Annotated in this window: 13 protein-coding genes; all 13 read right to left on the reverse strand. The window is 58.6% G+C overall.

Annotation, left to right across the window (positions count from 1 at the left end):
• Positions 1 to 231: 231 nt before the first annotated feature.
• A complete protein-coding gene (locus AWB74_RS45640) occupies positions 232 to 450 on the reverse strand; it encodes a hypothetical protein (RefSeq protein ID WP_143749244.1) in 219 nt (72 codons plus the stop codon).
• A 1380-nt stretch (positions 451 to 1830) separates the two neighbouring features.
• Complete coding sequence (locus AWB74_RS16390; RefSeq protein ID WP_061147793.1) at positions 1831 to 3003, reverse strand: porin; 1173 nt, start codon at positions 3001 to 3003, stop codon at positions 1831 to 1833.
• Positions 3004 to 3127: 124 nt separating this feature from the next.
• Complete coding sequence (locus AWB74_RS16395) at positions 3128 to 3568, reverse strand: DoxX family protein (RefSeq protein ID WP_061147794.1); 441 nt, start codon at positions 3566 to 3568, stop codon at positions 3128 to 3130.
• A 183-nt stretch (positions 3569 to 3751) separates the two neighbouring features.
• Entirely contained in the window at positions 3752 to 4249 is a 498-nt protein-coding gene (locus tag AWB74_RS16400) for a cupin domain-containing protein (protein ID WP_061147795.1), read from the reverse strand.
• Positions 4250 to 4436: 187 nt separating this feature from the next.
• Positions 4437 to 5900, reverse strand: a complete 1464-nt coding sequence (locus AWB74_RS16405; RefSeq protein WP_061147796.1) for an NAD(P)(+) transhydrogenase (Re/Si-specific) subunit beta — start codon at positions 5898 to 5900, stop codon at positions 4437 to 4439.
• Positions 5901 to 6236 carry an NAD(P) transhydrogenase subunit alpha gene (locus AWB74_RS16410; protein ID WP_061147797.1) on the reverse strand — a complete coding sequence of 112 codons (336 nt, stop codon included), beginning with the start codon at positions 6234 to 6236 and terminating at the stop codon, positions 5901 to 5903.
• A 14-nt stretch (positions 6237 to 6250) separates the two neighbouring features.
• On the reverse strand, positions 6251 to 7393 hold the full coding sequence (locus AWB74_RS16415; protein ID WP_061147798.1) for a Re/Si-specific NAD(P)(+) transhydrogenase subunit alpha: 1143 nt from the start codon (positions 7391 to 7393) through the stop codon (positions 6251 to 6253).
• A 243-nt stretch (positions 7394 to 7636) separates the two neighbouring features.
• Positions 7637 to 8800 carry a porin gene (locus AWB74_RS16420; protein WP_061147799.1) on the reverse strand — a complete coding sequence of 388 codons (1164 nt, stop codon included), beginning with the start codon at positions 8798 to 8800 and terminating at the stop codon, positions 7637 to 7639.
• Between the two features lie 152 nt (positions 8801 to 8952).
• Positions 8953 to 9843, reverse strand: a complete 891-nt coding sequence (locus AWB74_RS16425) for an MBL fold metallo-hydrolase (RefSeq protein ID WP_200821978.1) — start codon at positions 9841 to 9843, stop codon at positions 8953 to 8955.
• A 153-nt stretch (positions 9844 to 9996) separates the two neighbouring features.
• A complete protein-coding gene (locus tag AWB74_RS16430; protein ID WP_200821979.1) occupies positions 9997 to 10446 on the reverse strand; it encodes a RidA family protein in 450 nt (149 codons plus the stop codon).
• A gap of 49 nt (positions 10447 to 10495) precedes the next feature.
• A complete protein-coding gene (locus tag AWB74_RS16435) occupies positions 10496 to 11803 on the reverse strand; it encodes an MFS transporter (protein ID WP_061147801.1) in 1308 nt (435 codons plus the stop codon).
• 38 nt (positions 11804 to 11841) lie between these two features.
• Positions 11842 to 12630, reverse strand: a complete 789-nt coding sequence (locus tag AWB74_RS16440) for an SDR family oxidoreductase (protein ID WP_061147802.1) — start codon at positions 12628 to 12630, stop codon at positions 11842 to 11844.
• Positions 12627 to 13610 carry a D-2-hydroxyacid dehydrogenase family protein gene (locus AWB74_RS16445; RefSeq protein WP_061147885.1) on the reverse strand — a complete coding sequence of 328 codons (984 nt, stop codon included), beginning with the start codon at positions 13608 to 13610 and terminating at the stop codon, positions 12627 to 12629. Before AWB74_RS16445 ends, AWB74_RS16440 begins: the two co-directional genes overlap by 4 nt.
• Positions 13611 to 13614: the final 4 nt, after the last annotated feature.

Consider the following 13614-nt stretch of genomic DNA (forward strand, 5'->3'; position numbering starts at 1 on the left):
AATGCCTCTGTCCCAACCGCTCGCAGCGGCGTCTCACTTCGGCACGAAAATCTCCGGTCTTGGACATTACTTCGCCACCGCCGGACAAACCAGGAAGGCGAAGTGTCCCGGCTGGCAACGCCATAATCGCGGCAGCCGGTGAATGACAGCCGCCGTCTTGCCTATACTGTTTGGCACATTCTGACATCCTAAGTGATGGTTCTTTGCCTAATCACTAGTCGCAAAAGAGCGTCATGGCGTCTTCGCGACGGTCCTGCGCTTTTCCTTGCCGCCCGCTCGTCGGCTTGTATTCTGCTCTGCCGATCGTGATCCTAAGGCGAGCCATGTATTGCTCAGCACATCAATGCGCACGGCCACGCGCAGATTACGGCCGTTTATTTGCCAGCCTTTGCGAACGGCGTGGGCCATCGCGGAAGCGAAGGTCAAATCAATCGGCAGCCAGACCGGCAACCCTACTCCGAACTACCTTCCGATCCCGCGTTTATGCCGTCGGCCTATATTGGACTCGATAGTCTTACAAAGCAGCGTCAAGTCCGGATGTGCCCAACGCTATTATTTAAAGCCATTCTTAAACGGCCCTTGAAAGCAAAGATCACTAGCTGCCGATGCCGACCGGCTGGCTCCGGGCGGAAAGACGTTCCAGTTCCCGTCGCCATGCCGAAAGAAAAAGATGATCACGCCGTTTTCGGGCCGTGACGACTGGACCCGAACACAATGATTTCGACCCAACCGCGCATGCCAGACACGGCTCACCCTCAAGGACGAAATAGAATCACGTCCAAACCATTTTTCGACAACGCATCGTAAGGAACCCTCATTGAAATACACTTTAGCCTCCTGTCTGCAGGTGCCAAGACGCATCGCTGCGCATCACCTGAAGAATCGACGACCAACGCTATGTGCTCGTCTTGAGTTCATTGCCGTCCAGACGTATCAACGCAGCGACTTGTTGCTGTCGACATCGAACGAACGTTGCTGCTCACGTCAGCCGTACTACGGCAACATTAAGTTGCGCTATCGTTAGCATTACACTAGCATAATATTGATTCGGAGTCAAATAAAATGCCTATTCGAGAGTGCTTACGTTAGCAATGTTGCGGCGCTTGAAAGTATGTAGTTCATGAACATTGAATCGCAATGCGCCGCAGAGGACATGCTCGCGAGCACGTCTGCACCCGTCCGGCGCCGCGTCGACGTGGCCAGCGCAGTGGGCTTGTCTGCATAATTCGCGATGTCCAATAGGCGCGCGCCGAGGCCGCCCCGTCCTCTGCTCTCTTAGGGTTGGACACGAAACCCCGCGCTCGCGAGACGCTGCCGGGTTGCCGATGAAGCCCCCATATCTGCCGATAAAAGCGTTGCTGCACATCGCGCCGGTCGACCCGCCAGATAAACGTCCGTGCTCTTAATGGCAACCACCGAAGCTCGTCGCTCGTAACATCGGTTGGTCGAACGCCGCGGGAGCAGAGGGAGCAAACGTGGCAGCAGGCCACACATCTCCGTTATCGATACGACCGTACAAGATAACGCTCGTCTGCGCTTGCGCAGCCGATGCGCACGCGACTGTAAGAAATCCAGAAATCCGAGTATTCGACTATTCATCTGTGATCCCATTTATTCCAACGATTTCTGTGCGATCCGAATCAGTCGGGACGGCGGATTGTCACCGTCTGTCGCCTATCAGCGGGCGACAAATGAGCCTGCGCCTCGGCAAAAGCGAGAACAGCGTGCCTGCGAACCCGACAAGCCTTTTATGGCGAGTACGCCGCTTGGGCCAAGGCGGACTGCTGGGCGGCAAACCGCCGCTCGGCGTGCCTTCCGTTCTCCGACCTCCTAGAAGCGGACGCGCAGCCCTGCGCTCGCGAGGAACTGCCGGTTTGTGGCTGACGCTCCCCCACTGCCCCCGATAAAGGCGCCGCTGAAAATCGTTCCGGTTGCACCGCTCAGATGCTGATATTCAGCCATCAGATAAACGTCCGTGCTCTTGGAGAGCGAGTACCCAGTCATCACGTTAAACTGATTCCATCTGGGCTTCGCGAGAACCGATACATTCGAATAACGTCCGTCAGTGAAGGTGTACGACGCCGCGAGCGACCATGCCGGCGTAACCAGGTACCGCACGTTTGCCTCATAGTTGCTAAAGCGGAGGTGGGTCGGCGCGCCGGTCGAGACCGGCGCAAGCGAATTTCCACGGTTGACAGCTGTCGCATCGGTCAGTAGAGACTCGCTCCACACGAGTCCAAACGTCGCGGCACCGAGAGCGTAGTTCGCACCGACGCCCCAGACCTGCTGGCGCGCCGCGTGGAAGGTGCTATCGCCTGAGGCACTGGATCCATCGAGTGCTCCAGTTACCCCGTTGCCCGGTTGATCGATTTGCATGTATGCCGCGCTGATTGTCAGCGTCCCGATCGCGTAAGTTGCTCCCGCACTGAATGCGCGGTTGTCATTGAAACCGCCAGCAGTATTTGACAATGCATAGACCCCGCCAAATCTTAAGCCATGAAAATCGGTGCTCGCATACTTGATGGAGTTATTCAGCCGGGAAAAGTCAGAAAAGTTGTCGTTGTCCATCGGATGCGAAAATTCCAGGCCTCCAACAAAACTCTGCGCAAGGCTTCGAGGCGCGAGATAGTCGACAACTGAGTCATACTGGCGGCCGACCGTGACCGTCCCGTAAGCCGGCTCAGAGAGTCCGACCCAAGCCTGGCGGCCGAATAAGCGGCCACCTTGCTGAAGTCCACCTGTCTGACCAGAAAAACCTCCTTCAAGCCTGAATAGCGCCTTCAGTTTTCCGCCAAGTTCCTCGGATGCGAGGAGGCCCCAGCGGTTGCCGACAATATTTGACGACGATGCAAAGACGTTGCTATGCCCCGCTCCGGTGGATGTTCGCTGATCGCTCACATATGACAGACCGTTGTCGATGATCCCGTACATCGTGACAGAGCTTTGTGCGTGTGCAGCATGCGATATGAGAATGCTGGACGCTAAAACGAAATGCCTCTTCAATTATCGTCTCCTAAAAAACGCGTTTTTTGCTTTGTAGTTCTAATAGTGTTCGTGGTCTACGGCGTTCATACGGCTGTACCATCCCACTCCCCTAAGCCGCTCTCGGCAACTTCGAAGACGCCATTTACTGAAGGATGCGGCCGCCGGCTACCCGGCTCTGCGCTGATATGCTGGAGAAGGCGGTTCCAAGCAGACCACCCGCAATGGACAAATTCTTCCAGAACTGGAAAGTCATCTCGCCCCGACTCATCGGGTCATCTAGCAGCCAGAACGGATGTCCGACGAAGGCGGTGAACAGGGTGTATAGCGCGAGGTAGGGCGCCACCAGTCTCAGACGAAATCCGAATACCAGAAGCAGGCCACCGATCAGGTCCGTAGCTATAGAGGGCGCCGCCAACACTGAAGGTATGGGCATCCCTTTCGATGCGAGGTACCCCACGAACCCGCCGTAGGACAGAAGATTCTGAATTCCGCCGCAAATGAACGGGACCGACAAAAGCATGCGCGCCGCTGCTAATAGGACGCCTTCGAGACTACGCTCGGAAGTTGCGTGCACTTCGTTCACCTCGTTTTCTGAATGGATATGGTTGTCGCACCGCGTCGAGCAACTGCCTGTTGCGGCGACGCTGTTCCGCGGTAGGGCAGGCGTGCCCTAGACGCCGGCTCTGCAGTTTGAAATACCGGGCACGGGCACTAGAACGGATTCACTATCCTTCTGCTCCCCACTACAAACCCTGATGAACGAAAATCACTTGCCGGGCTTGGGCGCTTCGGCCGGGTTGGCGTAAGTCGTTCCGCTGGGCCCGTATCCGGTGATAGCGACGAGCACGGGCTCATCCCGCGTCTCGCCGAAATGGTTGACGTGTGCGGGCTCAGTGTAGATGCCGCCTGGCGGAAGTCCCCTGAGCCCCGTTTGGTCGTACTTGTCGCCGAAGCCGATATAGAACGTTCCCGACAGGACTGTCACGAAGCGGGAGTCCGGGTGCGAGAGCGGCATAATGCGCTTGTGGGCGTCGAGTCGCAGCAGCACGGTATAGAGCCCGGCCTTCGTCGGGTCGCCATAGAGGACCTGCGCGCTCTGCCCGTTGACTTGGGACACGCCGACCGTTTTCGACGCGCTTTCGCTGACAGAGAGCTGCTCAGGGGTCGCAACAAACACCCCCATCGCGCCGCCTTCGGCGTGCGCCATGCCGGTCTGCATCAGCACGGCTGCAGCCATCACCAGATTGCGGAAAGTCGTCTTCATGATTGCTCCTTCATCTCGGGAAAGACCTCCAAGGCATCCAGTTGTATCCCTCGGAAGCGGTTGAAATCTCTGAAGCCAGCGCAGGCACATGCCACTGTCCGGAGTGCCGTGCGCCGTCGGGAAGGCTTATGGTGAGGACGATCGGGACGGCAGCCGTCGATCTATCCTTCGGGAAGTGCGGAAGCCGCTAGGCCGCCTTAATCATTTCCTCGATGACCTTCTTTGCGTCGCCGAAGACCATCATGGTCTTGTCCATGTAGAAAAGATCGTTGTCGAGACCGGCGTACCCCGCTGCCATCGACCGCTTGTTGACGATGACGGTGCGCGCCTTGTAGGCCTCGATGATCGGCATCCCCGCGATCGGCGACTTCGGATCAACCTTCGCAGCCGGATTCACCACGTCGTTCGCGCCAAGGACCAGCACCACATCGACCTGGCCGAATTCACCGTTGATGTCTTCCATTTCATGGACGATCTCATACGGGACTTCGGCTTCCGCCAGCAGTACGTTCATGTGCCCCGGCATCCGCCCCGCGACCGGGTGAATCGCGTACTTCACGTCGATGCCCTGCTCGACGAGCTTGTCGGTCAACTCCTTCAGCGCATGCTGTGCGCGCGCGACAGCCAGACCATACCCCGGCACGATCACGACCGTCTCGGCGTTGCTGAGCATGAACGAAGCGTCTTCCGCCGACCCTGATTTCACCGGCTTCTGCTCAGCCGCGACACCTCCGCTCGCCGCCGCCGCCTCGCCGCCGAAGCCACCCAGAATCACGTTGAAGAACGAGCGGTTCATCGCCTTGCACATGATGTACGACAGGATCGCACCTGAGGAGCCGACCAGCGAGCCCGCGATAATTAGCATCGCGTTGTTCAGCGAGAAGCCGATGCCCGCCGCTGCCCAGCCCGAGTACGAGTTCAGCATCGACACGACCACGGGCATGTCCGCACCGCCAATCGGGATGATGATCAGCACGCCCAGCGCAAACGCAATTAGCGTCATGATGATGAACGGCACCCACGATTGCGTGCCAACGAAGATCACGCCGGAGACGATCATCGCAATCGCAAGCAGCAGGTTAATCAGATGCTGCCTCGAGTACACGACCGGCGCGCCCTGAAACAGCCGGAACTTGTACTTTCCTGACAGTTTGCCGAATGCGATGACCGAACCGCTGAATGTAATCGCGCCGACGAAGGTGCCAATAAAGAGTTCGATCCGGTTGCCATAGGGCAGCAAGCCCGCAATACCGTCTTCGGCGCCAAGCCCGAACGCAGTCGGCTCGGACACCACCGCGTACGCGATACACACTGCCGCCATACCGATCAGCGAGTGCATCGCCGCGACAAGTTCCGGCATCTTCGTCATCTCGACGCGCGCAGCGACGAACGCGCCGATACCGCCGCCAAGCACGAGCGCGACGGACACCAGGGACAAGCCGAACGAAAGATTCGAACCAAACACAGCGGCCTGCTTCGCTATCAGCGCGACGGTCGTCAGAATCGCGATCGCCATGCCGACCATGCCGAACGTGTTCCCCATCCGCGAGGTCTTTGGATTGGACAACCCCTTGAGCGCCTGGACAAAACAGACCGAAGCGACGAGATACAGGAGCGTAACTACGTTCATACTGACAAGATTGAGGTTCATTTACGCCCCCTTCCCCGTTGAGTTGCCTGTCCCGGCGACATTTTTGGGCTCCTTCTTCTTGAACATTTCCAGCATCCGTCTTGTTACAAGGAAGCCGCCGAATACGTTCACCGCCGCGAGCCCGACAGCAACCGTGCCGAAGAGCTTGCCCGTGCCGCCGACGGTGAGCCCCGCCGCGAGCATCGCTCCCACGATCACGATTGCGGAAATCGCGTTTGTCACGGCCATCAGCGGCGTGTGCAAAGCGGGCGTCACGTTCCAGACAACGTGGTAGCCGACGTAGATCGCAAGCACGAAAATGATCAGGTTGATCACGGTATGGTTAATGACTTCCATTGCCCGCCTCCTTCCTAAGCCTTGTGCGTGATTTCGCCATCACGCACCAGCAACGTGGCCGCAACGATGTCATCGGCGAGATCGATATTGAGCGTGCCTTCCTTCGTGACGATCAGCTTCATGAAATCGAGCAGATTGCGTGCGTACAGCGCCGAAGCGTCCGATGCAACCATCGACGCGAGGTTTGTGTGGCCCACGAGGGTCACGCTATGCTTGACGACGACGGTGTCCGCGTCTGTCAGCGGACAGTTTCCTCCGCGCCGGCCTCCGTACTCGGGACCACGTCCGGCTGCGAGATCGATCACCACCGAGCCGGGCTTCATCGCCTGCACGGTTTCAACGGAAAGTAGCGTCGGCGCGGGGCGGCCAGGAATCAGCGCCGTCGAGATGACGACGTCGGCCTGTATCGCCCGTTCGTGAACGAGGGCTGACTGACGCGCGAGCCATGCAGACGGCATCGGCCGCGCGTAACCGCCGATGCCTTGGGCGGCTTCGCGCTCCTCGTCGGTTTCGTATGGCACATCTAGGAACTTCGCACCGAGCGATTCAATCTGCTCCTTCACAGCAGGTCGCACGTCCGACGCCTCGACCACGGCGCCGAGGCGCTTCGCCGTCGCGATCGCCTGCAAGCCCGCGACGCCAGCGCCGAGGACCAGCACACGCGCGGCTTTCACAGTGCCTGCGGCCGTCATCAGCATCGGCATGAAGCGCGGGTATAGGTCGGCTGCGAGCAGCACGGCCTTGTAGCCCGCAATATTGGCTTGAGATGACAGTACGTCGAGGCTTTGAGCACGCGTCGTGCGCGGCGCGGCTTCGAGCGCAAACGCAGTGATGCCCGCAGCTGCTAGCTTCAATGCGTTCTCGTTATTGAACGGCTCGAGCATGCCGATCAGCACTGTGCCTCGTTTGAGAAGCGGCAGTTCTGAATCGGTCGGGCTTTGAACCTTGAGAACGAGTTCTGCGCCTAATGCGGCAAGCGCATCGGCAAGTTCGGCACCCGCATCTGCGTACGCGTCGTCCAGATAACTCGCGGCCGTTCCTGCACCGCGCTGTACGGTAACTCTATGGCCCTGGGACACGTACTTCTTGACCGTTTCGGGCGTCGCGGCGACGCGTGTTTCGAACGCTCGCGTCTCCTTGGGAATTCCGATCAGCAACGAAACCTCCTTTGCAATTTCCAGCGCGCATCCTGCGCATCCAAAATGACCTTCAGCGTCCAATTCGGACAATTAGCTATCCCACGTACCCGCACTGTCTGGATGGCCGTCTTGCTGGGGTTCAACGAAGACATGACGCGCAGGACCGGCGCGTATTCCCGCAATACACTCGAAAAGTGCTGCCGAACCTACCGATCATGCGCATTGGGTTCCCGTCGGACCCCGGACAACCGTGTTTTGAAATCAGAACTTTGAGCGAATACCGAGGATCGCCGCGACCTGGTTCTGCGATGAGGACGGTGAGAGCGTCGTTATCTGCGCGGTAGCGTTGCCCCCGTACGAGTTCTTCCCCGAAGCATGCTGATAGACGCCAACCGCGTAAAGGTCGGTTCGCTTCGAGAGGAAGTAGTCAGCGCCCAGCATCGCCTGATGGATCTTTTCGCTCGTGACGCTGTAACCTTTCGTGTAGTCGTATGCCGCTCCCAACTGCAAATATGGCGTGACTTGATACTTGAAGTTGGCTTCAACGTTATGGAACTTCGCGTCGCCCGATCTCGCCGATCCGGCAGGTTGACCTGTGACTGCTGTTTCGCCCAGGCCTCGAAACTGCGTATTGCTATAAGTCGCACCCAACGTGGCTGAGCCCAGCACATAAGCCGCTCCCGTCGAGATCACCTGCTGCGTCCTGGCAGATGCGAATCCTGAATACACCTGGGACCCTGACATGTTCGTCGCGGACGCGGACGAAGAGGCGTTGTTACCGAAGAAAGAGTAGTTTGGGTTCTTGACATTCAGATAGGCCGCAGCGAGAGTAAGCGGCCCTTGGGAATAGTTGACGCCACCTGACCAGATCTGATTGCGGTTGAAATTGCCAGCTGCCCCACCGAGGCTGTATAGCCCGCCGAACGTCAGACCATGGTAGTTTGCGCTTGCATATTTGACCGCATTATTTACCCGGTTCGTGTTGTTCATATTATCCAGGTCGCCCGCGTGGCCGCCATAGAAGCTCGCCCATTGGCTGGCAGCCTCCAGTTGACCCGTGTAGTCAACCACGGAATCATACTGCCGGCCCAGCAGGATCGAGCCATACTTGTCCATCGCCAGGCCGACATACACCTGTCGTCCGAACAGGTCACCTCCCTGATTCAGTCGTCCGGTGAACGGATTGAATCCATTTTCTAGCACGAACAACGCCCGCAGACCGCCACCGAGATCCTCAGTTCCGCGCAGACCCCAGCGGCTGCCTTGGACGTTTCCTGAACTTGCCGTGTAGAGTTTTTGCGCGCCGACGTTGTTCGCATAGGCGAATCCGGCGTCAACAAGTCCATACAGCGTCACATTGCTTTGCGCATTTGCCGTTCCTGCGAACGATCCCATCGCAGTCAGTAAAAAGATTGCCTTCTTCATGATGTCTCCGGTTAACTTTATTGTATTAGTACTACTATCTACAAAAAAGCTGTCGGTATGGCCTCAACGTTGCGCAATGGCTAGCGCCGCGCCGGACCTCCCGTATCTACGATTTTTCGCGGTCTATTTTCTTTAGATAACTGAACCATCGACTAACTTAAGGGAGCAAAGGTGTAGCGCGCGCCACCGTCACGATGAACATGCCCTAGGCCAGGAAACGGCAAGTGTGCGCCTCCGATCATGTATCGGTTTTGCGCCGCGTCTCCAAAAACGCGCAGATGCTCTTGTTCAGCCTCGATCCGGTCGACGTCGTATCCGATAGTGACGCTCGGATCGCCAAACTGGACAGCAGCAACATGGACAATGTCGCCCCAAAGCAATAGTCTTTCGTCCCTGCTTTGCACCTCATACATCGTATGACCCGGCGTATGTCCGTATGCCGGCCGCGTTGTAATACCTGAAACAAGTTCCGTGATTCCGTCGAATGTTCTGAGCCTGCCGATATTGATATACGCAGATAATGAAAGCAAGGCAGCCTGGAAAAACCGCTTGGCCGCTTCAGGCGCGGCCTGCATGTTGTCCTCGCTCAACCAATAGTTGCTATCGCGCTGGTCGGCGCGGACAATCGCGTTCGGGAACGACAGTTGATCTCCGTACATCAAACCGCCGATATGGTCCGCGTGCATGTGAGCGAGATAGACCTCGTCGACCTGCTCCGGCCGATAGCCCGCAGCACGAAGATTAGTCAGCAGTCTTCCGGTACGCGGTCCTAGCAATGAACCGGCCCCCGCATCGACGAGTACAAGCCTCTTGCCCGTATTCACTAGAAAGGAGTTATGGGAAGTCTCGACCTCTTCGCCCAAAGCGCTTCGCCTCAGCGCATCGGCAATCGACGCCGCATTGCCCTGCAGGAGCCTCATCGCCGGCAGGGGACTCTTACCGTCCGAGAGTACGGTTACTTCGTAATCACCGACCAGCAAGCGATAGAATTCCGGTGTCCCGGTCTCGACGCTCAGCACGCCTGCAAGCAGCGGCCCGCTCACCGCACATCCTAGGCAGATGCATCCCGCTGCGAGAAGTGAGCGTCGCGAAAGACTGATCGAACTGTCACTCGTCATTGTGGTCTCCTTGTGTTGCCGCCCGTCGGGGTGCCGTCTTCGCGAGTTCCGTGCGCCGCGCAGGACACCCAGCCGTGCTCAAGTGCGATCTTTGACGACCGCAATGAAGTCGCACTGGATTAGGGAAGGTCCCTCCACCAGCAGAAGCTGCGAATGGCGAGCGGGTCGAGAGTCGGCATCTGGAAACATCCGCACCCACTCGTCGTTTAGCGGTCCCCTGTTGCCCCGATCACGCAGGTAGACGGTCATCTTGATGATGTCGTCGGTGCTGCCCCCCGCTGCTTCCACCGTCGCCTGCATGTTGGCGAAAACGAGCGCGCACTGAGCTACCAGATCGTCCGGCATCGCGCGCGTTACCGGGTCAACGGCGTGAATCGCACTCGATACGATCAAATTGCCGATCCGGCTTGCGTTCGGCACGGGGAATTTGTGCGCAATCCCCTCGATCGTGAAACTCTTACGGTGGCCGGTCAGATCCGTCTCTTGAGTGGCGACATCAGCCGGAATATCCGTCATCGATTGGACCATCTGTTTTCTCCTATCATTTCTGCGTTGAATCTGCGGTGTACACGTACGATCAAGACCTGCCCGGCAGCGGCTGCTGTTTTGCTTCGATGGACCGGTCAGCCTGTTCGGCGGCCTCCCCGAGCCCCGGGGTCAGGCTGATCCCTTTTGTCTCGGGCAGCATGAGCGTCGCAACAACCGCAACGCTATAGCCAAGCAGCGCAACTGAACCGATGGCCTCCGCGAGACTGATCCGCTGGGCGAGGATCCCGATACAAGCGACCGCAACCGCGCCGGCAGCTTTTCCGAAGTTGTACGCAAAACTCTGGCCGCTTCCACGTACTGCAGTCGGAAAGAGTTCCGTGAAGAAAGGACCTAGCGCAGCGTAGTTGCCGATCGTGAAGAAGCCGAACGGGACGCCCATCACGATGAGCCACCAGCCTGACAGCGGCAGGAACATATAGGCGATCGTCACCAGCCACGAGCACACCAGAAAGAGTTGGAATGTCCTCCGCCGGCCGAGCACGTCAGAAAGGTACGCACTTGCCAAAAATCCGAAGAACGAGCCGCCTGTGACGAGGAACACGTAATACCCGGACGCACCCGGCGACAGGTGACGGACCGTTTTCATGAACGTCGGCAGCCAGTTTACAATAGCGCCTCCGACCCCGATCACGCCGAACGCCAGCAGCGACGCGAGAACGGTTATGCGGAACATACCGGGACGGAAGATCTCGATAAGACTGGGAGCGTGGCCACCGGCCTTTATCGCAGCGCGAGTCTGTTGGTAAAGGTCCGGCTCCTCGATTGTCCGGCGCAGATACAGCACGAGGAATCCAGGCAGCACACCGATCATCAACAGACAACGCCATGCAAAATCTGCCGGGACGTGCGCGAGGATGATGCCGGCCAGTCCGGCCGCCGCGCACCAACCGATGCCAAAGCCGCTTTGCACTGTGCCAACCGCTTTACCGCGATGCGCCGGCCTGATGATCTCGCCCATCAGGACCGCACCGGATGCCCACTCGCCGCCGAAGCCTAGCCCTTGCAGCACACGCACCGCAATGAGCTGTTCGAAGTTCTGGGTGAAACCCGCGATGAAGGTGAACACCGAGAACCAGAGGATGGTGAACTGCATCACGCGGACCCGACCATAGCGGTCTGCGAGGTAGCCGCAGGCCCAGCCACCCACGGCCGCCGATATGAGCGTAGCCGTTGCCAGATAGCCTGCCTGTGCGGTCGTCATGCCCCAGACGGCGATCAGCACCGGAAGCACAAAGCTGAAGAGCTGTGCATCCATCGCGTCGACCGCCCATCCCGCAAAGCAACCCCAGAACGTATTTCGCTCGCGCTTTGTTAGCTCGCGATACCAGCTGAACATCTTGTCTCCTCCTGTGTTGATTTCAACCGGCTAACCTGTCACGCGACGAGGGGTGTCAAACCGCCGTCCATGGTTAGCGAAGCGCCGGTGACATAAGATGCACGTGCGCTTGCAAGATAGAGTGCCGCGTCCGCCACCTCCTCCGGGTTGGCATAGCGTCCTAGTGGTATGCGTTTGATGTTCTGGCGGAGGATGTCCTCGGGCGAGTTGCCTGTCGCGCGTGACTCCGCCTCGAGCGACATCTGCACCCGACCTGTCATGGTGGCGCCAGGATTAATGACGTTCACGCGAATGCCAGCGTGTCCCCAGGCCGCGGCCAGACCTGCAGAAGCCAACATCAACGCCGCATTCGCGGCGCCCCCCGGAATGTGAATCGGCGAGGCGACCTTCCCGGCGGTGCCGATGATGTTCACCACGGAGCCAGCGTGACGCGCGACCATTCGCGGCAGGACGTAGTCCATCACGTTCATGTAGGTAAAAAACTTAGCGTTCATCGCGACATGCCACTTGTCGGGCGTCAGTTCGCTCGGCGGCACACGCACGGCACCGCCTGCGGAATTGACGAGCACTGCAATGGGTCCGACCTTGTCTTCTGCCGCCATCACCGCCCTTTCTGCTTCCGCGCTTTTGGCGAGATCGGCTGCGATCGTTGTCACGTCGATGCCTTCCGTCGCCAGAGCCGCCTGTGCGGTGCCCAGGTTCTCCTCGCCACGCGACACAATGACCACCCGTGCACCTTCTCGCGCGAATGCGCGTGCACAGGCGAGACCGATTCCTTTGCTACCACCGGTGATCAAAACGACTTTTCCTTCCAACTCGAGATTCATTGCGGTTCTCCTTGTTTCAGCACATCCGTGTTGTGTACGTTAATCGGCGTGCCTCTCGCAAAGGCCACGATCTGATCGAATGCGTTGCCATAGCCAAACTCATAATTGTCCCGTTCGACGTAGCCGAGGTGCGGGGTGCACAAGGCGTTCGGCTGCGTAAGCAATGGGTCAGCCGGATCAGTCAGCGGCTCGTGCTCGAATACGTCGATGGCTGCCTTGCCGGGGCGGCCGTCGCGCAGCGCGGCCACCAGTGCTCCGGGCTTGATGAGTTCGGCCCGGCTGGTGTTCACGAGAAGTGCCGTCGGTTTCATAATCGAGAGTTCGTCGAGGCCGATGAGGCCAACCGTTTCCGCATTCAGCCGCAGATGAAGACTCAGCACATCCGACTGTGCGAAAAGGGCTTCTTTGCTCTGCGCGATCGAGAAGCCTTCCGCCTGCGCTCGATCGAATGATCCCTGACGTCCCCAGACCAGGATGTTCATACCGAACGCGACACCGATCCGTGCGACCATCGAACCCAGCCGGCCGAAGCCATAGATACCAAGCGTGCGGCCTCGCAAGCCGAGCCCCACCGTGCTCTGCCACGCGCCGCGCCGCAGAGCAGCAGCTTCCAGGGGAATGTTGCGCATCGCCGCCAGAATCAGACCCCAGGTGAATTCCACAGTGGAATATGAAGGACGCGACGTCAGCGCTGAAGAGACAATCACGCCATGGCGTGTACAGGCGGCGAGATCGATGTGCGGAACGTGACCGTTCTGGCTAATTAGCTTGAGGTTCGGCAAGCGGCTGAGAAGCGCTTCATCCACTCTCGTTCGTTCGCGCATCAGCACGAGGACATCAGCGTCGATCAATCGCTCTGCCAGCATATCCGCATCCGGCACGGAGTCGTTCCAGATGGTTATCTCATGACCTTGCAGCGTACTGAAACAGTCGAGCGTTCGTACGACGTCTTGATAGTCGTCGAGCACCGCGACGCGCAGTTTG

This window comes from Caballeronia arvi, assembly GCF_001544695.2.
GTDB classification, from domain to species: domain Bacteria; phylum Pseudomonadota; class Gammaproteobacteria; order Burkholderiales; family Burkholderiaceae; genus Caballeronia; species Caballeronia arvi.